The organism is Neptunitalea lumnitzerae, from assembly GCF_027924185.1.
Classification (GTDB): domain Bacteria; phylum Bacteroidota; class Bacteroidia; order Flavobacteriales; family Flavobacteriaceae; genus Neptunitalea; species Neptunitalea lumnitzerae.
Genome location: NZ_BRVO01000001.1, coordinates 414,226 through 439,943 on the forward strand (window position 1 = coordinate 414,226; position 25,718 = coordinate 439,943).

Sequence of the window (25,718 nt, forward strand, 5' to 3'; positions counted from 1 at the left end):
AAGTACATACAAACCGCTACAACAGCGTAAAGTTATTTGAACAATGAAAAAGTTTTTAATTGCCGGCCTTGGTAATATTGGTGCAGAATACGATGAAACACGCCATAACATTGGTTTTAAAATATTAGATGCGTACGCCGCTAAGCACGAGCTTACTTTTGAAACCGCTAAACTTGGTAGCATAGCTACTCATAAGGTTAAAGGAAGAACTCTTATTTTACTTAAACCTAGTACATACATGAACCTTAGTGGTAAAGCCATACGCTATTGGATGGAAAAGGAAAAGATTGCTGTAGAGAATATTTTGGTAATTACAGACGACCTTAACTTGCCATTCGGTTCTATTAGATTAAAAGGCAAAGGAAGTGATGGTGGGCATAACGGACTTAAAGACATACAAGCTCAATTACAAACCACCAACTACCCTAGGTTTAGGTTTGGCATTAGCGATACTTTTAAAAAAGGTCAGCAGATTGATTATGTATTAGGCAAATGGAGTACAGAAGAGAATGACCAATTAAAAGAGCGTTTAGAAAAATCCATAGAGATCATTCCATCCTTTGCCCTTTCAGGATTAAATAACACCATGAATACCTTTAACGGCAAATAGGCATACTTTTTGTACTTTTAAGAAAAACAATGGTATGAAAAAGCTAATTTATATATTCGTTCTAGCAGGTGTACTTTCATGTGGAACTCACAAAAATGTAGGCTCTACTCAAAAAGCAGTTACCCAATGTAAAGAATGTACGGTAGAAGTATTACATAACAAAAATATAACTATTTTAGGCGACGCCAATACCGGAACTTACTATAACATAACGGACGATACCCAGAAAACGGTTATAAAGTACATATACGGCCAAAATACCAACACTCCCTATCAAGATTCAGGCTACACCGAAACATTACTGCTAACCCTTCCTAATGAGCTTAGCGAAGGTACCTTTAAAAACAAAGAGCTAAGTAAACTAAATGCTGCGTTAGATGTGCAGTGTTATTGCAAGGGCAAAGCAGGCGTTTATAAAATAAACGAGGGGGTTGTTTCTTTAGTAGACAAGGTTGTAACCGTAACTATACCATCTGTAGTAGACAACCAAAAACTTACCAGCTTTAGTTTTCAGTTAAAATAACTAAGCCAAGAGGTGTACGTGTAACGCTTAAATTCATTTATTTACAAAAAAAGAGGCCGCCCATAATAGGCAGCCCCTTTGCTTATATTAACTAAACTTAAATGAAACTCACGTTGGTTGCATCGCAATACACTTGTAGGGTGAGCATATATAAACTCAGTTGTAAGTATTATATTAGATGGTTTAACAAACATAACCATTTTATAACAATTCTTAAAAAAAATATTATTGTTTAATATTTTAACAGTGTTTCGTTATATAATTTAAAAATATTCCTATTTGTAGAACAAATTATCATCTATATAATTCCACACTTCAGCAGGTAATAATGGCTTTATATTTTTACCAATCTTTATTTCATCTCTTATAAAAGATGAAGATATTTCAATAATAGGCGCATGCACCATATGCACATTGCCATTTTCTGCCAAATCAGTACTTAACTGGCTATCTAATAAACGAGGGTACACGTAAATATGATGTCTACCCAAAATAACGTCACTATTTTTCCACTTATGAAAGGTATTTAAATTATCCTCTCCCATAATTAAAGAAAACTCATAATCAGGATATTTCTCCTGCAAGTAAACTAACGTATCCGAAGTATAGTTGGGTTGTGGTAAGCCAAACTCAATATCACTTGGCTTTAGGTTTTCATATCCTTCAGTGGCACGGTACACCATCTCTAACCGTTGGTAATTATCTAACAGTGTACTTTTTTTCTTAAACGGATTATGCGGTGTAACCACCATCCAAATTTCTTCTAAATCAGTATGTTCTGCAAAATGATTTGCAATAACCAAATGACCTATATGAATGGGATTAAAGGTACCAAAATACAACCCTATCTTTTTCATTACCCGCGGTACTTAAGAGTTTATAAAATTGGTTACCAATTCTTCTGCTTCTTTTAGCGCTACTTCTAACTCATAATTTTTGATAATAGTATCAAATTGAGGTGCTGTAGCCAACTCTACAGAAGCCTTGGCAATACGCATATTTATTTTGTCTTCACTCTCCGTTTTACGTTGCTTTAAACGTATTTTAAGCTCGTCTATACTAGGTGGTTTTACAAAAACCGCTAATGTTTGCTCAGGGAATTTTTTCTTTATACGCAACCCTCCGGCTACATCAATATCAAAAATAACATGTTTTCCTAACGCCCAAATGCGCTCTACCTCAGCCTTAAGCGTTCCGTAAAAATTATCACGGTATACCTCTTCCCACTCTAAGAAGTCGCCATCTTTAATATGTTGTTTAAAATCATGTAACGATAAAAAATAATAATCTTTACCATTTACCTCTTCCCCCCTAGGGGCTCTAGACGTACATGAGATAGAAAACTCTAAATTTAATTCTTCTTTACTTAATAAATGACGTACAATGGTAGTTTTACCACTACCAGAAGGTGCCGAAAACACAATTAACTTCCCCTGCTTCACGAATTAAAATACCTTTAAAATTATAAAACGTTTAAAATTTGTTCTTTTATTTTCTCTAGCTCATCTTTCATTTGCACCACAATTTTTTGCATAGGTGCGTAATTACTTTTAGAGCCCATAGTGTTTATTTCTCTACCAATTTCTTGGCAAATAAACCCAAGTTTACGTCCGTTAGAATCGGCTGTATTCAAGGTTTCAGTAAAGTAAGCCAAGTGGTTAGCTAAACGCACTTTTTCCTCGGTAATATCATACTTTTCTAGGTAGTAAATAAGCTCTTGCTCAAACCTATCTGGGTCTACTTTCTCTTTAATTTCAGAAACCGCTTTTTCCAATTTTTCACGTATCATAGTAGTGCGTTCTGGGTCAATAACCTTAACCTCTTCTAAAAGCTTTGCTATGTTGCTAATACGCAATTCAAACTCTTTTGTTAATGCCTTTCCTTCTTCAATTCTAAATTCCATTAAAGCTTTAATAGCTTCATCTAAAGCTAAGGCAACTTGGTCAAACTCTTCCTCGTTAATCTCTTCGCGCTCTGTTTTAAGTGCATCTGGCATACGCACAGCCATCTTTAACAACTCAACCGGCTCACCGTCTACAACATTTTTAAGTTGCTGTATATATTGTTTTACAATAGCCTCATTAACTTGCGTAGATGTCTCTTCGCCCGTAACCTCAACATACAAACCAAAATCTACTTTACCCCTATTTAAAGCATTTGCAATAGTGGCTCTCATACTTAATTCCTTTTCACGATACGCGCCTGGTATACGTGCATTAAGGTCAATACTTTTACTGTTAAGAGATTTTAATTCAACCGTAATCTTTTTGGTAGGAAGCTGTATAATATGCTTCCCAAAACCTGTCATAGATTGTATCATAAGAACATTTATAAGAACAGCAAAGGTAATAAAAACAAACTAGATGTACTGTACTGAAACACAGAAACAAAAAGTGCTCTGAAACACCTACCGCTGCATATTTTTAATTATATAAAAATTGTTTTAACTACAAACCTAATAAACATAAAAATCGCATATAGTTTAGATAGGTCGGTTAGGAATTTCAAACTATATGCGATTTTATAATTAAAACACGGGGGATATACTATAACGTACGTAAATACTCTGCAAGTGCTCTTGCATCTTCTTCACCAATACGTTGGTCAATCATTACTGCATTATTATATTGTTTTTGTAAAGCTTGCGCTATACTATCTTTTTTAAGCATTTCAATAGGGTTCATAATCATATTCATTACCCACTCTGGGCTTCTTTGTTTATACACTCCCTGCATTGGTGGCCCTACCAATTTTTTATTAGGTAAATGGCATGCCGTACATTTTTCCATAAACAGCACTTTCCCTTTATCTGCTAAATCAGTATCAATAGTTTCAGGGAAACTTAATTCCTTAATAGGCCCTACCCCTTTATTGTTTAAATCTACAGGAACCTCAATGGTCTCCTCTTTCTTTTCTTCTTTCTTTTTAGTACGCTCGTAACTAAACCCTTTCTTCTCTTCTTTTTTGTTTTCTCCACATCCTACAAAAACAAATACAAGTGCTAGTATCCAAACGTATTTCATAAAAAATTGCTTTTTCAATTTCATGGCTAAAGTATATTAAATGAATTATTTATAATATGATATTTTTCATAAAATGAACCGATCGTTTCTCACTGTAAGAAACCGATCCTGGTAAATAAAAACCAACATGCCCACCATACGCTGGCATTTCCAGGTATAACTGCTTATGCTCTGTTGCTACAGCAACCGGAAAACAAGTAGCTGATAAAAACGAATCGTTCTTAGCATTTAAAATTAAGGTTGGGTGCTGTATAGCCTGCAGATTAGGCAAAGCACTTGACTTTGCATAATAATCTAAAGCATCTTTAAAATCATGTGCCTTGGCTGTATAAATATCGTCAAAGTCTTTAAGTGTTTTTACAGCCTTAACCTCTTCTATAGTTAACATATCAGGAAACAAAGCTTGCTTTTGCTTTAACTTTAACAACAGGTCTTTCTTAAATTTTGTATGGTAAATAATATTCTCTTTTTTGTGCAGTTGCAGCATAGTACCATACAAATCACATGGAGCAGATACAGCTATAGCTCCTTTTATTTCTTTAGGAATATGAGTATGTGTACCAAGGTATTTAAGTATTACATTGGCTCCTAAGCTAAACCCTTTTAAAACAATAGAGTTATAAATTCCTTTAGCCAATACATATGCAATCACAGTGGCTAAATCTTCCGTTTTACCGCTATGGTAAGAGCTGAACAACTTATTAGTTTCACCACTACAGCTTCTAAAGTTTACTGCACAAGCATCTACATGGTTCTCATTAAAAATTTTAGCCGCTCCTTTAATATATGGGCGCTGAGCACTCCCCTCTAAACCGTGTAAAACTATTACTAGTGTATTGGTTTTCTCTTTAGCATAGCTCCAATCTAAATCTATAAAATCGCCATCGTCTAAGGTAATACGCTCCCTTGTTTGTGGGCAGGTTACCTTTCTAAAAACACTACAATAAATAGTAGAGAAATGTCCGTTTTTAAATATCCCAGGAGGGTTATATACAGCAGATATAAGCGGCATATGCACTAAAAATTTGTATAAAGATACCACTAGTTTTAAAAAAACAGTCTATTTTTATAATTATTATGCATGCATAGAAAAAATTAAAATACCTTATGTACTTAAAAGAATTTGAAATACGTTGGAGCGATACCGACGCCAACCGCCACTTGGCAAACTCTGCCTATATAAACTTTATGAGCCATACCAGAATGGCCTTTTTAATGGAGAATGGGTTTACTCAAAAAGAACTAGCAAAACACAATATTGGTCCTGTAGTTTTTTACGAACACATGTATTATTTTAAAGAAGCCTTTGCCGGAAAACCCGTAAAAGTATCTTTAGAAATTGCAGGGATGAGTGAAGACGCTATGTTTTTTGAATTTCATCATAACTTTTATGATCATTCAGGATTTAACTTTGCCCATTGCGAAATGATGGGTGCCTGGATTGATTTAAAAACAAGAAAACTGATTCCACTACCAGAAGCGTTAAAAAGCCTCCTAGGCGCCGAGTACAGAAGCGATACGTTTAAAATTTTAACAAAAGAAGATACCAGAAAATACAATAAGAAACCAAAACATTTATAAGATAAAAAATCCCTGATGTAACCTCCACATCAGGGATTTTTACTATTTACAACTAAATTAACTCAAAATTTTTACAACAATTCAAAGTCTACTTTTATATCAGTGTCCAATAATTTAGATATCGGACAGTTCTCTTCTGCGTGTTTTACTAACTCGGCAAATTTTTCTTCTGTCACACCGTCTACTTCAGCTTTAAGCGTAATATGAGAAGAGGTTATGGTTCCATCTTCCAAAGTAACTGTACAGTCAGAAGTTAAGCTTTTTGCAATAAAATTAGCCTCCGATAAATTTGCTGTCAACTGCATGGTAAAACAGCCTGCATGTGCTGCTGCAATTAACTCTTCAGGGTTAGTACCTTTTCCTTCTTCAAAACGTGATTTAAACGAGTACTGTGTTTTATCTAAAATAGTACTTTGAGTAGTTAAGTGTCCGTCTCCTTCTTTAATAGTACCGTTCCATACGGCTGTGGCTTTTCTTTTCATAGCTTTTTTTATTTTCTTTTTATAAAAGTACTAAGTACTGTATAGACAGCAGGTTAAAGGAATCTAAAAATAATGATAAAGTTTACGAGTATATTTACATACGTATAAACAGTCGTCCGAGAGTTAATTAAAAACCTTTTGACACTAACGTATTCATTGCAAGAGTTTAATGAAAAAGGTATAGTTTATAAATAATCATAAAACTATTCAGACAATGAAATAATTAAAATAAAGACATGATTAATAAAGAAAAAAGACTTGAAGAGCTTTTAATTAAGCTAAAAGATTATAACTATATTAAAGAAAAACTTTATGATGACCCCACGCTATTATCAAGTGAAGAGCAAGATGTTTTTATTGAAGAAAATAAGACACAAGTATTAGAAATGACAAAAATCATCAAAGAAATTAATAAATTAGAATGGGATATGATGACAAAAGAACAACAACAAAATTATTTAGATAAATATGCTGATGATTAATCCTGTATCTTCCTGATTTTTTTAAGCCCAATAAAGATAGCCCTTTTATATAACGTATATTTCCTGTGAAACTTCTACAAATGCTATTCTTTATTTACTGGGTGCTTCTTTTTTTGCGTTACCAAATACACCCCTGAAAATACTAATGCAGCTCCGGTAATTTTATCTAAAGATAAAGTGCCATATCCGGTAGATACCGCGTATACAATAGCTATTAAGGGCTGTAAGTATATAAATGCCCCAATAGTAGATGCAGCTAGCTGGCGCATTGCATACACATTTAACAGGTAAGTAAAGAATGTAGTACCAATAACCACAAAACAAATTTTCCACCAGCCTTCAAATGGCATGTTTTGCCAATCAATTTCTAGAAATTCGCCATAGGTAACAGGTAAATTAATAACAAACCCAATTAAAAACAGATACTTCATTAGAGTTATTGTACTATATTTTTGCGTAAGTGGTTTTACCAAAATCAAGTATACTCCAAAAATACAGGCATTAAAAATAAACAAAAGGTTTCCTAAAAAAATATTGGGTGCATCAGCTCTGGTCTCGTTCCCCATTAGTACAAGTACCAAGGCACCACCAAAGCCTAATAAAATGCCCAAGCCCTTTCGCAAGGTCATCTTCTCATCTATTAAAAACGAAGAAAGTATAAACACTAAAATAGGTGTAATGGTAGATAATACAGAACTATAAACTGGTGTAGAATAACTTAGCCCTTTAAAAAAGGCTAACATATTTAAACTCATACCGCCCACAGCACACCCGAGTAAACGCCACCAATCTGAACGCTGAATGCGCTCTTTTGGAGTAAACAAACTTACCAACCAAAACAAAATCATGGCGCCAGTAACCCTCAAAAATATAAATCCAAAAGGTTGCACATATTTAGGCATTACCCCTTTGGCTATAGTATGGTTAAGCCCATATATAACTGCTGCACCAGTTGCAGCAAGTATGGCAAGGGTTCTTTTATTCATGTAATGCTGCTTTGGCATTGGCTACTGTTGCTTTACTATTCCCCACAAATATACGATTCTCCAACACCAAAACGGGTCTTTTTAAAAAAGTATAATGTTCTAATAGCAAATCCTTTATATCGGTTTCAGTTAAATTTTGCTCTTTTAAATTACGTTGTTTATACAGTTGAGAACGCTTATTAAACAAAGCCTCATAAGAGCCTGAAAGCGCATACATAGCAGTAACATCTTCTTCATTCAGCGCCTCCTTTTTAATATCCTGTAACGTAACATCTTCTGGTATTGGCTCCCATTCTTTTAAAATTCGCTTACAAGTATCGCAAGTGCTTAAATAATAAATCTTTCTCATAGTAACGTTTATAGAGTTTTGTTGGGGATAAAGATAATTTTTAGAACTCATTACACAACCCTTAAATGTTAAAAAAACCTTAGAATTGATAAAAACCCTTGGGTTTAAATATTGATACCACTACATTCGAGTGTTAATTTTTTCATAAAATGAAATATCTATATATCGCATTCATTTGCACGTTGCTTCCTATGCTAACGCTGAATGCCCAACAATGCAATGGAAGTTTTGGAGACCCCGTGTTTGAAGAAACCTTTGGTAACAACGCCGCTACCGGAGCCACTTTTGCAGGAGCCTTACCTACGGGTACTACCAATTATATTTATAATAGTAACGGAAATACGCAAGATGGTTATTACACCGTAACTACCAACCCTAACGCAGCGCTAAACTCTTTATTTTCAACCACAGACCATACGGAAGATGAAAGCGGGCAGGGATATATGTTGGTAGTAAATGCTGATGAAAACACTACCGGTGAATTTTACAGGAAATCGGTAACCGGACTTTGTAACTCGTTAGTATATCAGTTCTCTGCTTATTTTCTAAATGCGTTGCCAGACAATGGTACCTGTAGCACCCCAATACCTTGCAACGTTAAATTTGTTATAGAAGACGATAATGGGAATGAACTAGGTAGTATTGAAACTGGCGACATACAATCTACCACTACTGTTCAGTGGGTTAATTATTCGTTTGAATTTGAAATGCCAGCAGGAAGTAATAGTGTTTCGGTAGTACTTATAAATAATGCCTTAGGCGGTTGCGGAAACGATTTAGCCATTGACGATATTACCTTTAGAGCCTGTGGTAGCCTAGCTACAGTGACTACTGATTTTGCAGATTTTGCAGATGGTGTATGCCCTAACGACCAAGTAACTTTTGAAGCTGATATAGATGAAACCGCCTATACTGATGTTGCTTACCAATGGCAAGTAAGTTATGATGATGGCACTACTTGGACAGATATTGCAGGAGCGACTACTAATAGCTACACAGCTACCAATTTTGATGAAGACCAACAATACCGATTTTTAGTTTTTGAGTCTCAAAACAGTAATAGTCCTAATTGCCAAATTGCCTCAGAAGCTATTGAAATTGATTTATTTGCTACACCAGCAGAAACCCCTAATAACTTGTTAGGATGTGACATTGATGGAACAGGAACCGGAACGTTTGACCTTGATCAGGTAATTACCACCGTACTGGATGGTGCAGATGCAACCGACTACACCGTTACCTTTTACAACTCACAAGCAAATGCAGATGCACCAACCAACCCTATTACAAATACCACATCGTATACGGGTACTGAAGGGGAAGAAATATTTATTAGGGTAGACGATCTTAACAGGGGATGTGCTAATACCACTTCCTTTTTCTTAACTATAGAAGACGCCCCTATTGTTAACACTCCAGTCACTTTACAACAGTGTGATACAGATACTGATGGTATTGCCGCTTTTAACCTAGAAGAGGCCATTGATCTCATTTCTACCGAAAACTATACATTCACATTTTACAGAACCTTGAGTGGAGCAGAAAACGAAGATATCTACGACAAAATAATAGATCCTACCTCTTTTACCAATGCGGTCTACAACCCTATTTATGTAACTGCTACCAATAGTGCAGGGTGTTCTTCCATTGCAGCGGTTAACTTAGTAGTTTCTACATCTCAAATACCTACCGACTTTACAACAACACTAGAAACCTGCGATACAGATGCCGATGGTGACAATACAAATGGTATAGCCACTTTTAATTTAGGAAGTGCTACTACCGAAATTTTAGATTTGTTTACCAATGCTTCTGATTTACAGATAACCTATTATACCTCTGAGGCCGATGCACTTTTAGAAACCAACCCTCTAACCAATAATTACACCAATACAGATGCTCCGCATGAGGACTGGTTGTATGTTAGAATAGATGACACTAGTAACAACTCCTGTTTTGGCATTTCAAAATGTGTTCATTTGGTGGTGAACAGTATTCCGCAGTTTTCTGTTAATACACCTCAAAATATATGTTTAAATGAGGTGCCTGTTACTCTAGAAGTACAAAACCCAACAGGCTTGTACAGCTATGAGTGGTATGATACTGATGGGCTACTAATTAGTACCACTTCTTCTGCAGAAGCCCTTACAGACGGTATATTTACCGTTACCGCTACTAACGCATCTGGCTGTAGTGTAACGCAAACCATTACGCTAATTGGATCGGACGTGGCTACTATCACAAACATAAATGTTTCAGATACACAACGCTATAATACAGTAACTATATTAGCAGAAGGCGTAGGCAATTATGAATATAGTATAGATGGTGTTACCTACCAAACTTCACCCCTATTTGAAAATTTAGAAGGTGGTTATTATACCGTTTATGTGAGAGACACCAACGGGTGTGGTGTAGTATCAGACAGTGTTTGTGTAATAGCTTTCCCAAATTACTTTACACCCAATGGAGACGGAGTTAATGATACTTGGAAAGCATTAGATGTACCTAACGACTGTGTTGCCGGTGCCTATATTACCATTTTTGACAGACAAGGTAAACTACTTACCCGCATTGCACTAGAAGATGGTTGGGATGGCAACTACAATGGTCACCTGATGCCATCATCTGATTATTGGTACACGGTATTTTTACCACAGCGCAACAATAAAACAATAAACGGACATTTTTCTTTAATTAGATAAATAGCTTACTTACTTTATAGCTAAGAGAGGTAATTGTATATTACAATAACCTCTCTTTCTATGCTTATACTATCAATTATCAGTAATTTCAAGCACTATATTTAGTACCTTTATAAAAAATATACATGTATGGAATTTACTTTTAAAAACACTGAAAATAACCGTATCATTTTTATAAAATTCTTAGAAGAGTTAAGCCTTAAAGAATTAAACACCATCCCTTCGGGATACAACAACAACGTTTTTTGGAACATAGCGCACGCCATGGTAACCTCACAATTATTATGCTATAAACTTTCAGGTTTACCATTTACTATAGATGCTGCTTGGGTAGAAGCATATAAAAAAGGTACTAAACCTGAAAAAGAAGTAACTAAAGAAGATGTTGATACTTTAAAAGAATTACTTACCAGCACGCTTAAGCAACTTAAAGCTGATTACGATGCGGGTAAATTTAACGGTTTTCAAACCTATACCGTAAGCACTAATAATAGCACCTTAAACAGTGTAGAAGATGCTTTAGAGTTTAATGAATACCATGAAGGTATGCACCTAGGTTATATATTAGCGCAACGCAAGGCACTATAAATACTGAAGCTTATCTTTCATAGTACTAAGAGGTAGCTTTATTTCAATAGGACCTTCAGAATAAGGCGTAATCTCATAAGGGTTATAAAACAAAATAATATCTGTTTTTGAAATACCTATATTTTCAGGTAATTGAAAAACATCATTTTCAAACCAATAGCCGGCATCTTTCAAAAGAACATTGTCGGCTAATTTTTCATGCTTTCTAAAAGCTTTCTCTGCATGTTTCTTAAAAGAAGCCACATCTTTAAACAGTGCTTCGTTTGCAATTACCGCCCCAGTGTTGCTATTAATATTAATATACTTGGTAGCCGTATACCCGTGTGCACCACCAGTATACATAAAGCTATTTAGCTTTACACTAATTAATGAATCAGACTGATACGAGATAATTCCTTTTACCTTTGCCTCAAAGCCAGCATCAGAATCCGGAAAATCTTTTCTAAGTGTTTCAAACTCCTTTTTAAAAGAAGCCACAGCATCATCTACAGACACACCTACCACCTCATCTTCAGGTGCCGATTTAATAATGGCTACTACCGCTTGCTCTATATGCTTATTAATTTCCTCTAAAGGAAAATCTGCCGTAGTTATTTGAGGGTACGAAATGTCTATTAAAGGACAATTAACTCCTTTACACTCCTTATTACTTTCTTTAGTGATATAATCAAAAGCTACTTCTTGCTTTTTCTCGGTTTCGCAGCTCAAAAACAGAGCCACCATTGCAGTTAGGGCTAGTATTTTTTTCATAACAAATTTTAAAGGAAGGTTAAAGATAGCAGGTTTATTGATATTGCCTTTAATATAAAGTACTTTTGCATAGATTTAACAGCAATTATAAATTCGTTTATATGAAATTCAATACAAAAACAATACACGGTGGTCAAGAGCATGATAAAGCTTATGGTGCCGTTATGCCTCCTATATACCAAACTTCTACCTATGCGCAAAGCACACCGGGCGGACATAAAGGTTTTGAATACTCTCGTTCTCAAAACCCTACCAGAACTGCTTTAGAAAATGCTTTTGCAAGTATAGAAAACGGAAACTACGGGTTAGCTTTTGGCAGCGGATTAGCAGCTATTGATGCCGTTATGAAATTGTTCCAACCAGGGGATGAAATTATTGCTACCAATGATTTATATGGTGGTACCTACCGTTTGTTTACCAAAATTTTTCAAAAACTTGGTATTACATTCCACTTTGTAGGTTTTCAGGAAGCCGATACTATTGCACAATATATTAATGATAATACCAAACTAATTTGGGTTGAAACACCAACCAACCCTATGATGAATATTATTGATATTGAAGCAGTAGCTAACATTGCAAAGGCTCATAACTTACTATTAGCCGTAGACAATACATTTGCTACACCTTACCTACAACAACCTTTAGATTTAGGTGCTGATATTGTAATGCACTCCGCTACCAAATACCTTGGTGGGCATAGTGATGTGGTAATGGGTGCTTTGGTTGTAAAAGACAAAGAATTAGCAGACCAATTATACTTTATACAAAATGCCAGTGGTGCTGTTTGTGGCCCTATGGATAGCTTTTTAGTGGTTAGAGGAATTAAAACATTGCACGTACGTATGCAACGCCATTGCGAAAATGGAAAAGCTGTGGCAGAATTCTTAGCGGCCCACCCTAAAGTAGAAAAGGTATATTGGCCAGGGTTTGAAACCCACCCAAACCATGCTGTTGCTAAAAAGCAAATGAAAGACTTTGGTGGTATGATTTCTTTTGTAACTAAAGGAAACAACTATGAAGAAGCTATTAAAATTGTAGAAAACTTAAAAGTATTTACATTGGCAGAATCATTAGGTGGTGTAGAAAGCTTAGCTGGGCACCCTGCTAGTATGACGCACGCTAGTATACCAAAAGAACAACGTGAAAAAAATGGTATTGTAGATAGCTTAATACGTTTAAGTGTAGGTATAGAAGACGCAGAAGATCTTATTGCCGATTTAAAACAAGCAATTGAAAAATAAACATAACAAAAGAGGTGCTTTATGCACCTCTTTTTTATTTTCCGTACCCTTCAAGAATACCATATATTTCCATAGCACTACCATCTGTAAGTAGTGATACAAATTGACATATTGAGAGCAATCCAGAATAAGTATCTTCTTTAATGCTTTTAAATTTTTCAGGTAACATTTCAAGCACCAACTTATCATAATTAGAGGCAGTGCCTTTTACATTATTCATATAAGCAGTACAAAACTTCCCTAATAAGGTTTGTAATACCCTATACCCCATTAATTCTTTTTCAATAACATCTCTACTGCGGTAAATACGCTCTACAGATATTTTAATAATATCGCTAATCTGAGCTTTAAACTTACTTTTCTCGGTTAACGCATAATGAAATTCACCTTGTAAAATAGCCTCCTCATTAGCTAAAAATACCGCTACAGCATCTTGTATCAATTGCCCTATTGCCAAAGCTCTTAGGTAACTAATACGTTCTTCTTTAGTAGTAAGTTCATAATACTTTTGGGTATTAATAGTATCTTTTACAATAGCTATTAAAAACTCCAATGCATAATCTTCGTCTATCAATCCTTTGTTTATACCATCTTCAAAATCAATAATAGTATAACATATATCATCTGCAGCTTCTACCAAAAATGCCAACGGATGGCGGTGATACGCCACGTCATCTCCTGGTTTTTTAATAAGACCTAACTCTTGTGCTACATCTTCAAACAAAAATGTATCGTGCTGAAAAAAACCATATTTCTTATCTGCAATTTGTGAGGTTGGCTTTTTAGGTAACGACTCCTTTGGGTACTTTGTAAAAGCCCCAAGCGTAGCATACGATATACGTAAACCCTCTTCTACTTTAAACAATGCATTGTTTAACACCGAAAATCCATTGGCATTTCCTTCAAAATCAATCAGGTCTTGCCATTGCTTATCGGTTAATTGGTTTTTGTACTGTTGCCCTTCTCCATTACTAAAAAACTCTCCAATAGCTTTTTCCCCACTATGTCCAAATGGTGGGTTTCCTATATCATGGGCTAAACAAGCCGCCGCTACAATAGCACCAAAATCAGTTATTTGATATCCTAAATCAGTTTTTAAGTGCGGGTATTTTTCTAAAATAGCCTTCCCTACTGTACGCCCCAAACTTCTACCTACTACCGATACTTCTAAGCTGTGCGTAAGTCTGGTATGTATAAAATCGGTTTTACTTAAGGGTACTACTTGTGTTTTATCTTGTAAACTTCTAAAAGCAGAAGAAAAAATTATTCTATCGTAATCTACTTCAAAACCTAGTCTGGTTTCATCTTGTTCTAAACGTACTCTTTTTTTTGTATCTCCGTATTTTTTCAGAGACAAAAGCTGTTCCCAATGCATATTATATGATCTTAAGTGCTGCAATATACAGCATAATTTTTTTGGAAAAATCTCAATACATTGAAAAACAAGCACCCTACAAAATTGCACTTTATTTTAGTTACAATTATTTAACACTCGATTAACCTGAACTTTACAGCAGGTCATGTTCTTTGCGGAAAATTCAACAACACTAGAATGAAGTATTTCTTAACAACTATTTTACTCATGTTCATTACCTTAGGTTTTGCACAAGAGAATGGTTCCATCGTAGGTACAATTACCGACAAAGACATGAACGATGAACCGCTTCCGTTTGCGAATGTTCAAATTAAAGGAACAGCTAAAGGAACAACAACAGATATGGACGGTTTATTTCAAATTCAGGATGTAACTCCTGGTACATATACCGTTGTAATTAGTTTTATTGGATATAAAACATTAGAAGTTCCTGATGTAAAAGTTGAAGCAGGAAAAGTTGCTAACTTAAATGCAAGTTTAAGTGCTGATAGTCAAATGCTAGAAGCAGTAACAGTAGAAACAACAACTAAAAAAGATTCTCAAGTAGCGCTGTTAATAGAACAGAAAAAAGCGGTTGAGATTAAAACTTCTATTGGAGCACAAGAACTTTCAAGAAAAGGTATTAGCGATGCTAGCCAAGGTGTAGTAGCTGCTGCTGGTATTACTAAAGTAGCCTCTAGAGGTATATTTATTAGAGGTCTTGATGACCGTTACAACTCATTATTAGTAAATGAGCTTCCTGTATCTGTAGTAGACTGGGAACAAAAAATTGTTCCACTTGAGTTATTTACCTCAGACATTTTAAGAAACATTGATATTAACAAAGTATACTACCCAAATCTATATGGAGATTTTGCAGGTGCTACTATTGATATTCACACAAAAGACATTCCTAACAGCCAAGTGGTAGAGGTAAGTTTTGGTGCTGGTGTTAACAGTAATGCTTTTAAAAGTGGTAACACATTTTTAATTGACAAAGAATCTTCTACTGAATATTTTGGTTTTGGTGGAGCAGATGCTAGAGAAATTCCAGCTGTTTTTAGTGAAAACACAATCTCTACAAACATCTCATTAACTCCATCTGAATCTGCTAACCTTTTTGAATCTGATTACAACTACGAAGAAGCAGGTACTCCTGTAAGTTTTGATTTTGGAGTTGTAGTAGGTGATAAAATAGATTTAAAAAATAGTGATGCAAGATTAGGTTACTATATTGGGTTAAGTTATTCTAACGACTATAACTGGCAATATGGTTCTGATTTACAATACGGAGGTAGTGGTACTGAAGTAAGAGGGTTCTCTAAAGATAACAGCTTTGAGTTTAGTACAACTTCTAACTTATTAATGTCTTTATTATACCAAAACCCTAGAACTAAGTTAGCATTAAACTACTTACAACCTAGAACTTCTAGCAACAACTTCCAAGATGCTCAAGGTTTTACCAGAGACGTTGATAACAAATTTGCTAGAAACAACAGATACAAAAACTCTGTTTTACACCAAATTCAGTTTATTGGTAGTTCTTACTTAGATGAGTCTAACACAAGCGGTGTTCGTTACCTTGGTACATATGGTATTGGTAAATTTAGCCAACCAGACCAAAAAGTATGGTCTTATGAAGATAACAACGAGGACGGCATTTACACTACTGAGTTTAGTAATGCAGATGACCTTATCTATAATAGATACTTTTTAAGCTCTGACAACTACAATATTGCTGGTAAATTAGAGTATTTCAGAAAAATGGGAGAAGTTTCAGATGAAAATGGAGATTTCTTTAAGCACACTGTAAAAGTAGGTGCCGATGCTAATATTGAAGAAGTAGATTTCTTCAACAGATTCCTTTTGGTTTCTAGATACACTACTACTGCAAATGCATTTATTGTAAACCCTGACAGACCAAATGATGTTATTGAAAATGGTTTTGCTAGTGGAGATTTAAGATACACTGAATCTGTAGGTGCACCAAAATCTTATGTTGGTAACAACAATATTTATGCGGGTTATGCTAGTTATGCATACAAACCTTCTCAAAAATTTGATGTTTCTGCAGGTACTCGTGTAGAATACATTAACAGAGAGTATACATTACAAAACTCTGGTATTTTAACTCAGTTTAATACTATAGAAATTGAAAGTGGAGCTAAGCTATTACCATTTGTTAATGCTAAGTATTCATTATCTGACAAAACAAACTTACGTTTTGCTGCTAGTAAAACGTATACACGTCCTAAAAACGTTGAAACGGCTCCTTTCTTAAGAATTGACTCTAAAGGAGATGAATTAGTAGGTAACCCTAATTTAGTTTTATCTGACAATTACAATGCAGATTTAAAATTTGAGTTATTCCCTAACTCAGGTGAATTACTTTCACTTAATGCTTTTGCTAAACACATAGAAAACCCAATTGAAACCATTCGTGTACAACAAGGGGGTACTTCTTTCAGAACTACTTTTGTAAACACTGAGAGCGCTTTTCTTTATGGTTTAGAACTTGAAGTAATTAAAAAGTTAGGTAACATTTTTGACAATGAAGCTTTAAACAATATTTACTTTGGTTTTAATGCTACGTACATGCAATCTAACGTAACATTAGACAGATCTGATGCTAATCAGGTAGGTTTAATTTCTGATGAAAGAAGTTTACAAGGTGCATCTGACTTCCTATTTAATGCAGACGCTAATTATGACTTTAGACTATCTGACAATTGGGAAAGTACGTTTACAGTGACATTCAATACCTTTAGCGAGAGAATATCTGCACTAGGTTCTGGTACTATCAACGACCAATACGAACAACCATTTAACGACTTAACATTTATCTGGAAAAACAAGTTAAATGAACACTTATCTGTTTCATTTAAAGCAAGTAACATATTAAATGACACTTCAGAAAGAATTGTAGATCAGTTAAACGTTCAGTCATATACAAACTATAAAAGAGGTACCGATTTTAGCGTAGGTGTTAATTATAGCTTTTAATAACAATTACTTAATAATTGGGTAATCATTACAATAAACGTATTAGGTTAATTTGCTCAAAATTCAAAAAAGCAATTTTCTAACAAAACACAATTATGAAAAAATTCATTTTAACTGGTTTCGCTCTTGCAGCATTATTTTTAACATCATGTGGTGATGACGACAACAATGGAGGCGGTTCTTCAGTTTCTTTCTTTGATGGTACAACTTTAAGAGGTACTGTTACTGAAAACTATGAGATCCCAGCTGGTAACTACATTTTACAAGGTGATGTTTATGTAGAGAGTGGTGTTACTTTAACTATAGCTCCTGGTACAACTTTTACTGCTAGTAGAGCTGATGGTATTGATACATTTATTGTAAAAAAAGACGCAACTATTATAGCAGAAGGAACAGCTGCACAACCAATTATTTTTACTGCTGACGTTCATGAAAAAGGACAATGGGGTGGAATCACTGTATGTGGTAATGCACCAGTAAACTTTGGTGTTGGTGAAGGTGCAGATTTCCAACAAATTTCTCCTGCAATTGCTGAGGTTCGTAACTTAGAATATGGTGGATCTCAATCTGGAGATTCTTCAGGAGCTTTAAAATATGTTGTTGTAGCTTACGGTGGAGCTCAGTTAACTCCAGAATCTGAATTCAACGGTTTCTCTTTCTACGGTGTAGGTAGTGGTACTGAAGTTGAAAACATTGTTTCTTACATGGGTAAAGATGACGGTATGGAGTTCTTTGGTGGTACTGTTGGTGCTACTAACTTACTTTCTTTATACTCTGGTGATGATTCAGTTGACTGGACAGAAGGATGGACAGGTACTGTATCTAACATCTACATCTCTATGGAAAGTGATGCAGATTCAGGATTTGAAGGTGACGGTAACGGTTTAAACAACGATGCTGACCCAGCTTCTAACCCACAATTATCTAACATCTCTATTATTGGTGGTGCTGGTAACGGTGAAGGTATGAACTTAAGAGAAGGTACTAACGTAAACATTAGTAATGTTTTCATGTCTGGTTTTGATGTTAGTGACGATATGAAATATATCGAAATTGATTCTGACAGATCTACTGCATTCATTACAGATGGTACATTCCAATTAACTAACATCGATTTCAATACTCCTACTGCAGGTCTTAAAATTGATTTTGATTCAGTTTATGATGATGTAGCTTTTGATGGTTCTTTATCTACTTTAGGTTTACCAGGTTTCACTGAAGGTACTTCAACTGGTGCTGGTGCTGGTGCTGATATGCCAGCTTGGGCTGATTGGTTTACTGCTTTAAGCTTATAAGAATTAGCTAAACATATATTACTAGATTTCTAGAAATCCTTAGTAATTGAAAACATAAACCCTTGTGATTTATTTCGCAAGGGTTGTTTTTATTTATACCATTGCTGTTTTGTATGCAACTACTCTGTTGTACTACATTTTAATATACCCTGCTTTTATTTTATTAGCGTTTTTATAATGCTTAATTTTACCAAAAAATTTCTGCATGCTAAACGTTGCTAACATCTCATTTTCTTATAACGAAAAACCTATTTTAAAAAATCTGTCATTTAACGTTCAGCAAGGAGAACATATAGCTGTAGTTGGCGAAAGCGGTTGTGGTAAAAGTACCTTGTTAAAGTGCTTATATGGGTTATTTGACTTAGATGCAGGGGAGATGTTCTACAATGAAACCCAAATACTAGGCCCGGCTTATCACTTAGTTCCTGGCATGGATTTCATGAAATATTTAGCACAAGATTTTGACTTAATGCCTTTTATTACGGTTGCAGAAAATATAGGTAAGTACCTTTCTAACTTTTATAAAGAGGAAAAACAGCAACGCATTAAAGAGCTTTTAGATATGGTAGAGATGACACCCTATGCCAATGTAAAAGCAAAATTGTTAAGTGGTGGGCAAATGCAACGTGTTGCGCTGGCTAGAGCTATTGCTCGTGAGCCTAAAGTATTGTTACTAGATGAGCCATTTAGCCATATAGACTCTTTTCAGAAAAACCGATTACGTAGAAATTTATTCCAACACCTAAAACAAGCTAACATAACCTGTATAGTTGCCACACACGACAAAGAAGAGTCTTTACCTTTTGCTGATAAGATTTTAGTTATGAAGGCCGGAGAGGCACTTTCTTTCAGCACACCTAAAGAAGTATACAACAACCCTAAAAATACGTATACAGCAGCGCTATTTGGCGATATCAACGTTTTAAACGGTAAAGACTTTGGTAAAACTGAGAAAGAAATTATTTGTTACCCTCATCAACTACACATAGTACCTGAAAATGGCACCCCTGCCATGGTAAAAGAATGTTACTACAGAGGCGCAGATTATCTAGTAATTGCCGAATTACAAAACGGACAACGCGTGTTTGTTGAGAGTAAAGAACCGTATACAACAGATGCTAACATAGCACTTAATTTACTAACTAAACAATAGCCTTTATAAGTATAGTTTTCCCCATAAAGGAAATCTCTTCTCCTACTCTTTTGCCGATTAAAGCAACGGCAATTGGAGACTTTAACGAAACAGCATATACAACAGCGTCCTCACATTTTACAACACCTTGCCCAACAGATAATAGATAGATACCATTACTGGTATTTACCATGCTACCCAATCTAACAACATCCTGTTGCTTAATGGTATCTGCCAATATTCTGTTTACAATTTGCAGCTCTTGTTGAATACTACCTATTTTGTGGCCCGTTTTTTCCATTTCAAGCTGAACCATGGCTCTACCGGTTTCATGTTTATCACCAGCAGTACTTTTAGTTTCTGAAAGTAATGATTCCTGTAAATCTTTAATAGTGATTTCTAATACGTGAAGTTTGTCTGTTAAGCTAACCTTACAGTGTTCTAACACCCTATTTTTTAGTTGTTGCATCCTTATCCTTGTACTTATCATAATTTAAACTACCCCCATGAAAACGCATTTGCTGTAAGGTCCAGGCAACTCTACCCTGTATATAAGGTGTAGGTGGGTTAGCTCTATATTTTCTAGGGTTAGGCAAAATAGCAGCTAGCGCTGCTGCATTGCTTTTGGTTAGTTTACTAGCAGGTTTGGTAAACCAGTATTGTGAAGCAGCCTCTACTCCAAATACGCCATTACCCATTTCAATACTATTTAGGTAAACCTCCATAATGCGCTCTTTAGGCCAAATAAGCTCTATCAAGAATGTAAAATATACTTCAAAGCCCTTACGTACCCAATTTCTTCCTTGCCACAAAAACACATTCTTAGCTGTTTGCTGACTAATGGTACTAGCACCTCTCACCTTTTTACTTTTCTTATTGTGCTCCATAGCCTTTTCTATGGCGCCAAAATCAAACCCATGATGTTTTAAAAAATTCTGATCTTCACTACACACAACAGCAAGCTCCATAGACGGTGCTATGTATTTTCGGGGTACCCAATCGTGTTTAATTTCAAACTGGTCATCGTCTTTATTTTCATAAGCCCTTATAGCCATTAAAGGCGTGTAAGGCACTGGTAAAAAACGATATGCCGTTACCCATAAAACGGTAATAACAATAAACCAAAAAATAATTTTAAGTATAAATCGGGTGAATTTTTTCATAATTTACGATGACGCTTCTAAAACTGCTAATTCTTTTCCTACCAAGGCACCTATGGCAATACCCATACCGCCCAAACGCACACCACAATACACATTGGTACTCAACGACTTTAATACGGGCCTTTTGGCTGCGCCTACTCCCATAATACCGCTCCATCTGTGTGCTATTTCAAAATCGGTATCTGGTAAAATAACCGTTTCTAATAATTCTTCTAACCGCTCTTGTATAAGTATAGTTTGTGCCATATTGGTTGTGGTTTCACCTGCAATATCTAAGTTTCTACCACCACCAAACAAAATGCGGTTATCAATATTTCTAAAATAATAATATCCTTCTTCTATATGAAATGTACCTTTTATAGCTAGATTAGGAATAGGTTCTGTTACCAAAACTTGTGCACGTGCAGGTTTAACATCGGTAATTCCTAAATCACCTGCATACCCATTGGTAGCTATAAACAAACGTTTCATTTTAAAATCAAATGCATTGGTAAACACTTCCACTCCATCGCCAAAATCATCAAACCCTTCTACAATAATGCTATTCAATATTTTAATACCTTTCATGTAGGCCAATTTTAGCAATTCAGCCATCATTTTACCAGTATCTAACTGCCCCTCTAAGGTGTTGCTAATATAGTAATCTTGTATTTTACCGAAACTAAAAATATTAGCTTCTTCCTGAAAAACATCTTGCTTAAAATAAGGCTTCAAAATTTGGTTTACCCGTTCACGCTGTTCCAAACAAGATTCATAAAACTCAGGGTCACCTTTCAAAAAAATCTCATGTCCTCCATAGTTTTTATAATCCATAGCCTTATCTCCAATAAGTGCTCTAAGCGCTTGTAAACCTTCCCATCTACTAGTAGCCAAGTGCACCATTTCCTCTTCACTATGAGTATTCATGTCATTCAGTAGTTCAGACAAACTACCAAAACAAGCAAATCCGGCATTTTTAGTACTTGCCCCCATAGGTAGCATCCCTTTCTCTAAGATAAGAATAGATGCATCAGGATATTTTTCTTGTAATGTTATAGCACAATTAAGTCCTACAATACCACTACCTACAATAGCAATATCTATGTCCTGTATCCAATTTTTTAATTCCCAATAGCTAAACATATGTATATTTTTCTATTAAAGATAACAAATAAAACAGGACGTTAACACACTTTAAATCACCTAATTAATAATTCTACGAAATTTGCTACCGAACCATTAAAGTTTAATTCACCATCAATAGTATATACAGCACCCGACGAATTCACCTGTAGTTCTAAATTCTGTAAGTCTTTCGCATAATCACTAAAAGCATTAAGTTCCTTATACTGAAACAATGTATTAAAGTTAACAAACAGATATAGTATACTATCATCTGGTAAGTTTAAATCTAAATCCCTACTTACATCAAAATTGGTGGTACACTTTAAAGAAGTAGTAGTGTTATTTACCAACAAGGTGTAAAGCGGAAATACTTCCTTATTCACTATACTATCTTTCACTATCTGCTGTGTTCTTAAATAATGCTCTAAATCTTCAACAGCATCACCTGCGTCTAATTGCATTTGAATGTTGGGAACCGTTACATTGTTATAGCTCACCACAGGTATCTTTTCGAAATCATCATTATACTCATAGGTAACAGCAGATTCTTGTTGGTTGGTAACACCTTTTACCTCTAGCCCAAAATTATTACTGTATTTTGCTATACTATCATAGGTTAATTGGTAGCCTCCTATATTAAAATTACCATTAGCCATATAAGGGGCTCCGTGCATCAAAAACTTGATAGCAACAGTAGTATCTCTTTTAAATGGCTTAATAACATCTGATTGTTTCCTCTTTCTAAATACTCCTTCCCAAACTCCATCTATTTCAATATGTGACCTACTTATATCAATTGCTATATGGTCAATAGCTGAGCTACCCAAAATGGTAACATCGTTATCAGCTTCTTTTATGCTATTAAAAAGGTATTCCTCTTCTGAAAGAAACAAATGATCTACCAATACCAAATGAAAGACATCTTGAACCTTTTCTTTACTAGCAGCATAGCAAATTACCATTTTATCATTAGTTAACGCTGCACTCCACTGGTAATCATTCTTCATTAAATAAGTATAGCCTAAAGAATCTGACATTTGTTGAAAATGGTATTTCTTTTTTAAAAAATTGCTAGCATCCAATGAGTCCCATATTGGTAATGTGGTAAAAATGGTAGTGCTTTTTTTGTTCTTAACAGTATATAACAACACATTTGCAGGCACGTAAATACCCGTATTTAAATGTTCTTTGTCTATATCATCAACACTCTCTACCTCTCCTTTTACCTTAGATAAAAAGTACTCTATAGCTAAATCATCTACCTTTACCTTTACAACCTTATCAACATTTGCTGGCAATACGTTTATATAAGATTTATACTCTCTATACCCTAATACTACATAAAAAATAAGGAGTAGCACCAATAAAATTGGTACTACTCCTTTAAAGATTTTTTTAAGTATCTTCATTTATCTTGGCATATTTTGAATCACATCAAAAAAGTATTTTAACCCATTTTCATGACCTGCAGGAATGGTCCATTTATAAGTACCCTCCATACGGTTCCCTTTAACTTTAGAAGTTTCTAAGCTAAGCTCTCCAAAATTTTCTAATAAGTACAATACCATTTTCATCTCACCAATACTCATATCTTCTACCGGTAATTCTTGCGACATTCTATCGGCGTTAAAATAGGCAGAAAACTTACTCTTAGTTAGCATATCTTTATGTGCATCTGAAACTTTTGCCACAAAATTACCAGACGTAATTTGCGACATACTCTCTGAAGAATTACCCATAAAAATAATTCCATTTTTTATAGTAAGGTATACATTAAAAGGCACATCAACTGGCGTATCAATTTCGTAATACCCACCCATATTTTCAATCACGTGCTTTTCAACACCATAAGCTATAAGTCTATTTAACAAAGAAGTATCATCTGAAGAAGCCATTACTAAAAAGTCTGGTACTTTCTCCATTTTGGTATCAGTTACCTCTACATAATTAAAGTCTTCATCATAGTCATACGTAGTATATGTTACCTCTTCTTCATATATACCATTAAATACAAATAGAGCATCTCCTTTCACAACATCTCCAATAGCCTCTTCATCTAATAATAATGAAAATAGGTCAGCAAAAATATCTACCACTTCAGTGTCTAACTGAGGTACATTTGGCATGTACTTAGTTAAAAGTTTAGGATATACTTTTAACGTTTCTTCCGTATTAATAGCAAATGCCATATAACCTATCGCTTTGTCCTCATTAATATAATTTAAAAAGTCTGAATTCAACTTTCTATCATATATCTTCTTATACATATCCGCCATTTCATCACTGAAATTAGAGGTCATTTTCACTGTAATATCCTTATCATTAATATAAAAATTGTTTGATAAAGAAAACTCCTTATACATATCGCTCATCATGGTTGCATCTAAATTAGCATACCCAGACAAACCACTAAAAAATGCCTCCATCATAGCAGACATATCTGCCATATACAATGAAAGTTCTGCTTTATCATCAATCTGCTTTCTATACTCTTTATTCTTTAAGATAGAAGATTTACCATCTGCTCTTAAATATTCCTTAGCTTTTGCAAAGCTCCAAGCAGCAGCAAGTTGTTTCTTAATTTTATCATTTTCAGAAGGCTCTGCCGGCTCATATTCATAATCGTAGTCATACTCATAATCGTACGCGGTAGAATCCTGAGGTATTGTTTCAATCACTTCTTCTTCAATTACCACTTCCTCCGCTACTTCCACGTCTTCTACACTTTCTATCTCCACCTCTTCTACTTCGGTGTCATCTGGGTAAACAGTAGTTTCCTCAGGCTCTTTTTCTGCATTCTCTGCCAACCATGCTTCGAGAGAAAACGGCTCTTCAACCTCTAATCCGTAACGTGCAGCTACTTCCTCTTTGTTCAGATAATCGTTATTTAAAACACCGTTCACAAAAGCTACATACTCCTTTGTCCATAACATTACAGGAGCCGTTTGCTCTCCTCCAAAAGTGTGAAATTCTTGTTCTTGCACAATCTCTGAACCTTCCATACCTGCAAAAAACACCTCTAACTTATCACTATTAGATACAGGTAAAATAACTACATGGTAGGTAATACTATCGGTAACCTGCATAAAGTACTGGGTAGAAGCATTTAAATTAATACCAGCATCTGCTAACGAGGTTGATGTTTCAGAAAAACGTTGAATCATAGGTATTAATGACTTTCCTAATAACGACTCATCTAATTCTACAACAGACATGAGCTCTAATAGGTTTTCACCATTAGCCGAAACAACGGCATTTGCATTTTGCGGAACCTTCTCTATAGTGTTCTGCGATTGCATTGAAAAGGTTGCACCTAACAAGGCACATAAAAGAAACTTTTTCAT

The 25,718-nt window shown here is 35.0% G+C and carries 25 protein-coding genes; 10 read left to right on the forward strand and 15 right to left on the reverse strand.

Annotated elements, in window-relative coordinates; all coding sequences use genetic code 11:
• The first annotated feature begins 43 nt into the window (after positions 1-43).
• Positions 44-610 (forward strand): aminoacyl-tRNA hydrolase, encoded by a 567-nt coding sequence (gene pth / locus Y10_RS01845; RefSeq protein WP_281763659.1) that lies wholly within the window; start codon positions 44-46, stop codon positions 608-610.
• Positions 611-644: 34 nt separating this feature from the next.
• The gene (locus Y10_RS01850) at positions 645-1,133 is read left to right on the forward strand and encodes a hypothetical protein (RefSeq protein ID WP_281763660.1); all 489 of its coding nucleotides are present in this window, start codon (positions 645-647) and stop codon (positions 1,131-1,133) included.
• A 275-nt stretch (positions 1,134-1,408) separates the two neighbouring features.
• On the opposite strand, the gene nadD is transcribed toward Y10_RS01850, so the two are convergent.
• The 5 genes from nadD to Y10_RS01875 all read right to left on the reverse strand — a co-directional run bounded on the left by nadD (position 1,409) and on the right by Y10_RS01875 (position 5,168).
• The gene (gene nadD, locus Y10_RS01855; RefSeq protein ID WP_281763661.1) at positions 1,409-1,990 is read right to left on the reverse strand and encodes a nicotinate (nicotinamide) nucleotide adenylyltransferase; all 582 of its coding nucleotides are present in this window, start codon (positions 1,988-1,990) and stop codon (positions 1,409-1,411) included.
• Between the two features lie 12 nt (positions 1,991-2,002).
• The gene (gene gmk / locus Y10_RS01860; protein WP_281763662.1) at positions 2,003-2,575 is read right to left on the reverse strand and encodes a guanylate kinase; all 573 of its coding nucleotides are present in this window, start codon (positions 2,573-2,575) and stop codon (positions 2,003-2,005) included.
• A gap of 20 nt (positions 2,576-2,595) precedes the next feature.
• Positions 2,596-3,453 (reverse strand): YicC/YloC family endoribonuclease, encoded by an 858-nt coding sequence (locus Y10_RS01865; protein ID WP_281763663.1) that lies wholly within the window; start codon positions 3,451-3,453, stop codon positions 2,596-2,598.
• A 226-nt stretch (positions 3,454-3,679) separates the two neighbouring features.
• Complete coding sequence (locus Y10_RS01870) at positions 3,680-4,156, reverse strand: c-type cytochrome (protein WP_281763664.1); 477 nt, start codon at positions 4,154-4,156, stop codon at positions 3,680-3,682.
• A 49-nt stretch (positions 4,157-4,205) separates the two neighbouring features.
• The gene (locus tag Y10_RS01875; protein WP_281763665.1) at positions 4,206-5,168 is read right to left on the reverse strand and encodes a YheT family hydrolase; all 963 of its coding nucleotides are present in this window, start codon (positions 5,166-5,168) and stop codon (positions 4,206-4,208) included.
• A gap of 95 nt (positions 5,169-5,263) precedes the next feature.
• Here Y10_RS01875 and Y10_RS01880 point away from each other — a divergent pair, with 95 nt between their 5' ends.
• Positions 5,264-5,737 (forward strand): acyl-CoA thioesterase, encoded by a 474-nt coding sequence (locus Y10_RS01880; protein ID WP_281763666.1) that lies wholly within the window; start codon positions 5,264-5,266, stop codon positions 5,735-5,737.
• Positions 5,738-5,808: 71 nt separating this feature from the next.
• Here Y10_RS01880 and Y10_RS01885 read toward each other — a convergent pair whose 3' ends face one another.
• The gene (locus tag Y10_RS01885) at positions 5,809-6,219 is read right to left on the reverse strand and encodes an OsmC family protein (protein WP_281763667.1); all 411 of its coding nucleotides are present in this window, start codon (positions 6,217-6,219) and stop codon (positions 5,809-5,811) included.
• 236 nt (positions 6,220-6,455) lie between these two features.
• Between Y10_RS01885 and Y10_RS01890 the strand changes: the two genes are divergently transcribed.
• Positions 6,456-6,701 (forward strand): hypothetical protein, encoded by a 246-nt coding sequence (locus Y10_RS01890; protein WP_281763668.1) that lies wholly within the window; start codon positions 6,456-6,458, stop codon positions 6,699-6,701.
• An 83-nt stretch (positions 6,702-6,784) separates the two neighbouring features.
• Here Y10_RS01890 and Y10_RS01895 read toward each other — a convergent pair whose 3' ends face one another.
• Positions 6,785-7,687, reverse strand: a complete 903-nt coding sequence (locus tag Y10_RS01895; protein WP_281763669.1) for a DMT family transporter — start codon at positions 7,685-7,687, stop codon at positions 6,785-6,787.
• On the reverse strand, positions 7,680-8,036 hold the full coding sequence (locus tag Y10_RS01900; RefSeq protein ID WP_281763670.1) for an arsenate reductase family protein: 357 nt from the start codon (positions 8,034-8,036) through the stop codon (positions 7,680-7,682). The genes Y10_RS01895 and Y10_RS01900 overlap by 8 nt, the downstream gene beginning before the upstream one ends.
• 149 nt (positions 8,037-8,185) lie before the next feature.
• Between Y10_RS01900 and Y10_RS01905 the strand changes: the two genes are divergently transcribed.
• Entirely contained in the window at positions 8,186-10,741 is a 2,556-nt protein-coding gene (locus tag Y10_RS01905) for a T9SS type B sorting domain-containing protein (RefSeq protein WP_281763671.1), read from the forward strand.
• A 129-nt stretch (positions 10,742-10,870) separates the two neighbouring features.
• Positions 10,871-11,329 (forward strand): DinB family protein, encoded by a 459-nt coding sequence (locus Y10_RS01910; protein ID WP_281763672.1) that lies wholly within the window; start codon positions 10,871-10,873, stop codon positions 11,327-11,329.
• On the opposite strand, the gene Y10_RS01915 is transcribed toward Y10_RS01910, so the two are convergent.
• Positions 11,324-12,079, reverse strand: a complete 756-nt coding sequence (locus tag Y10_RS01915; protein WP_281763673.1) for a DUF3298 and DUF4163 domain-containing protein — start codon at positions 12,077-12,079, stop codon at positions 11,324-11,326. The genes Y10_RS01910 and Y10_RS01915 overlap by 6 nt on opposite strands.
• Positions 12,080-12,180: 101 nt before the next feature.
• Here Y10_RS01915 and Y10_RS01920 point away from each other — a divergent pair, with 101 nt between their 5' ends.
• Positions 12,181-13,323: a cystathionine gamma-synthase gene (locus Y10_RS01920; RefSeq protein ID WP_281763674.1), complete on the forward strand. Its 1,143-nt coding sequence runs from the start codon at positions 12,181-12,183 to the stop codon at positions 13,321-13,323.
• Between the two features lie 34 nt (positions 13,324-13,357).
• On the opposite strand, the gene Y10_RS01925 is transcribed toward Y10_RS01920, so the two are convergent.
• The gene (locus Y10_RS01925) at positions 13,358-14,698 is read right to left on the reverse strand and encodes a deoxyguanosinetriphosphate triphosphohydrolase (RefSeq protein ID WP_281763675.1); all 1,341 of its coding nucleotides are present in this window, start codon (positions 14,696-14,698) and stop codon (positions 13,358-13,360) included.
• Between the two features lie 177 nt (positions 14,699-14,875).
• Here Y10_RS01925 and Y10_RS01930 point away from each other — a divergent pair, with 177 nt between their 5' ends.
• From Y10_RS01930 to Y10_RS01940, 3 genes are all read left to right on the forward strand, one after another.
• On the forward strand, positions 14,876-17,680 hold the full coding sequence (locus Y10_RS01930) for a TonB-dependent receptor (protein ID WP_281763676.1): 2,805 nt from the start codon (positions 14,876-14,878) through the stop codon (positions 17,678-17,680).
• 95 nt (positions 17,681-17,775) lie between these two features.
• The gene (locus Y10_RS01935; protein ID WP_281763677.1) at positions 17,776-18,975 is read left to right on the forward strand and encodes a hypothetical protein; all 1,200 of its coding nucleotides are present in this window, start codon (positions 17,776-17,778) and stop codon (positions 18,973-18,975) included.
• Positions 18,976-19,180: 205 nt separating this feature from the next.
• A complete protein-coding gene (locus Y10_RS01940; RefSeq protein WP_281763678.1) occupies positions 19,181-20,128 on the forward strand; it encodes an ABC transporter ATP-binding protein in 948 nt (315 codons plus the stop codon).
• Here Y10_RS01940 and Y10_RS01945 read toward each other — a convergent pair.
• Genes Y10_RS01945 through Y10_RS01965 form a run of 5 tightly spaced genes read right to left on the reverse strand, consistent with a single transcriptional unit; the run spans position 20,118 to position 25,718 of the window.
• A complete protein-coding gene (locus tag Y10_RS01945) occupies positions 20,118-20,576 on the reverse strand; it encodes a 3-oxoacyl-ACP synthase (RefSeq protein WP_281763679.1) in 459 nt (152 codons plus the stop codon). The genes Y10_RS01940 and Y10_RS01945 overlap by 11 nt on opposite strands.
• Entirely contained in the window at positions 20,557-21,270 is a 714-nt protein-coding gene (gene mtgA / locus Y10_RS01950; protein WP_281763680.1) for a monofunctional biosynthetic peptidoglycan transglycosylase, read from the reverse strand. Before mtgA ends, Y10_RS01945 begins: the two co-directional genes overlap by 20 nt.
• Before the next feature lie 3 nt (positions 21,271-21,273).
• The gene (locus Y10_RS01955) at positions 21,274-22,392 is read right to left on the reverse strand and encodes an NAD(P)/FAD-dependent oxidoreductase (protein WP_281763681.1); all 1,119 of its coding nucleotides are present in this window, start codon (positions 22,390-22,392) and stop codon (positions 21,274-21,276) included.
• Positions 22,393-22,448: 56 nt separating this feature from the next.
• Positions 22,449-23,783 carry a hypothetical protein gene (locus tag Y10_RS01960; protein WP_281763682.1) on the reverse strand — a complete coding sequence of 445 codons (1,335 nt, stop codon included), beginning with the start codon at positions 23,781-23,783 and terminating at the stop codon, positions 22,449-22,451.
• Positions 23,784-25,718: a hypothetical protein gene (locus Y10_RS01965; RefSeq protein WP_281763683.1), complete on the reverse strand. Its 1,935-nt coding sequence runs from the start codon at positions 25,716-25,718 to the stop codon at positions 23,784-23,786.

Excerpts from the sequence above, each read along its gene's own strand:
- pth (WP_281763659.1), top strand. The coding sequence starts at position 44 with ATGAAAAAGTTTTTAATTGCCGGCCTTGGTAATATTGGTGCAGAATAC.
- Y10_RS01850 (WP_281763660.1), top strand. The coding sequence starts at position 645 with ATGAAAAAGCTAATTTATATATTCGTTCTAGCAGGTGTACTTTCATGT.
- nadD (WP_281763661.1), bottom strand. The coding sequence starts at position 1,990 with ATGAAAAAGATAGGGTTGTATTTTGGTACCTTTAATCCCATTCATATA.
- Y10_RS01865 (WP_281763663.1), bottom strand. The coding sequence starts at position 3,453 with ATGATACAATCTATGACAGGTTTTGGGAAGCATATTATACAGCTTCCT.
- Y10_RS01870 (WP_281763664.1), bottom strand. The coding sequence starts at position 4,156 with ATGAAATACGTTTGGATACTAGCACTTGTATTTGTTTTTGTAGGATGT.
- Y10_RS01875 (WP_281763665.1), bottom strand. The coding sequence starts at position 5,168 with ATGCCGCTTATATCTGCTGTATATAACCCTCCTGGGATATTTAAAAAC.
- Y10_RS01880 (WP_281763666.1), top strand. The coding sequence starts at position 5,264 with ATGTACTTAAAAGAATTTGAAATACGTTGGAGCGATACCGACGCCAAC.
- Y10_RS01885 (WP_281763667.1), bottom strand. The coding sequence starts at position 6,219 with ATGAAAAGAAAAGCCACAGCCGTATGGAACGGTACTATTAAAGAAGGA.
- Y10_RS01890 (WP_281763668.1), top strand. The coding sequence starts at position 6,456 with ATGATTAATAAAGAAAAAAGACTTGAAGAGCTTTTAATTAAGCTAAAA.
- Y10_RS01895 (WP_281763669.1), bottom strand. The coding sequence starts at position 7,687 with ATGAATAAAAGAACCCTTGCCATACTTGCTGCAACTGGTGCAGCAGTT.
- Y10_RS01900 (WP_281763670.1), bottom strand. The coding sequence starts at position 8,036 with ATGAGAAAGATTTATTATTTAAGCACTTGCGATACTTGTAAGCGAATT.
- Y10_RS01905 (WP_281763671.1), top strand. The coding sequence starts at position 8,186 with ATGAAATATCTATATATCGCATTCATTTGCACGTTGCTTCCTATGCTA.
- Y10_RS01910 (WP_281763672.1), top strand. The coding sequence starts at position 10,871 with ATGGAATTTACTTTTAAAAACACTGAAAATAACCGTATCATTTTTATA.
- Y10_RS01915 (WP_281763673.1), bottom strand. The coding sequence starts at position 12,079 with ATGAAAAAAATACTAGCCCTAACTGCAATGGTGGCTCTGTTTTTGAGC.
- Y10_RS01920 (WP_281763674.1), top strand. The coding sequence starts at position 12,181 with ATGAAATTCAATACAAAAACAATACACGGTGGTCAAGAGCATGATAAA.
- Y10_RS01925 (WP_281763675.1), bottom strand. The coding sequence starts at position 14,698 with ATGCATTGGGAACAGCTTTTGTCTCTGAAAAAATACGGAGATACAAAA.
- Y10_RS01930 (WP_281763676.1), top strand. The coding sequence starts at position 14,876 with ATGAAGTATTTCTTAACAACTATTTTACTCATGTTCATTACCTTAGGT.
- Y10_RS01935 (WP_281763677.1), top strand. The coding sequence starts at position 17,776 with ATGAAAAAATTCATTTTAACTGGTTTCGCTCTTGCAGCATTATTTTTA.
- Y10_RS01940 (WP_281763678.1), top strand. The coding sequence starts at position 19,181 with ATGCTAAACGTTGCTAACATCTCATTTTCTTATAACGAAAAACCTATT.
- Y10_RS01945 (WP_281763679.1), bottom strand. The coding sequence starts at position 20,576 with ATGCAACAACTAAAAAATAGGGTGTTAGAACACTGTAAGGTTAGCTTA.
- mtgA (WP_281763680.1), bottom strand. The coding sequence starts at position 21,270 with ATGAAAAAATTCACCCGATTTATACTTAAAATTATTTTTTGGTTTATT.
- Y10_RS01955 (WP_281763681.1), bottom strand. The coding sequence starts at position 22,392 with ATGTTTAGCTATTGGGAATTAAAAAATTGGATACAGGACATAGATATT.
- Y10_RS01960 (WP_281763682.1), bottom strand. The coding sequence starts at position 23,783 with ATGAAGATACTTAAAAAAATCTTTAAAGGAGTAGTACCAATTTTATTG.
- Y10_RS01965 (WP_281763683.1), bottom strand. The coding sequence starts at position 25,718 with ATGAAAAAGTTTCTTTTATGTGCCTTGTTAGGTGCAACCTTTTCAATG.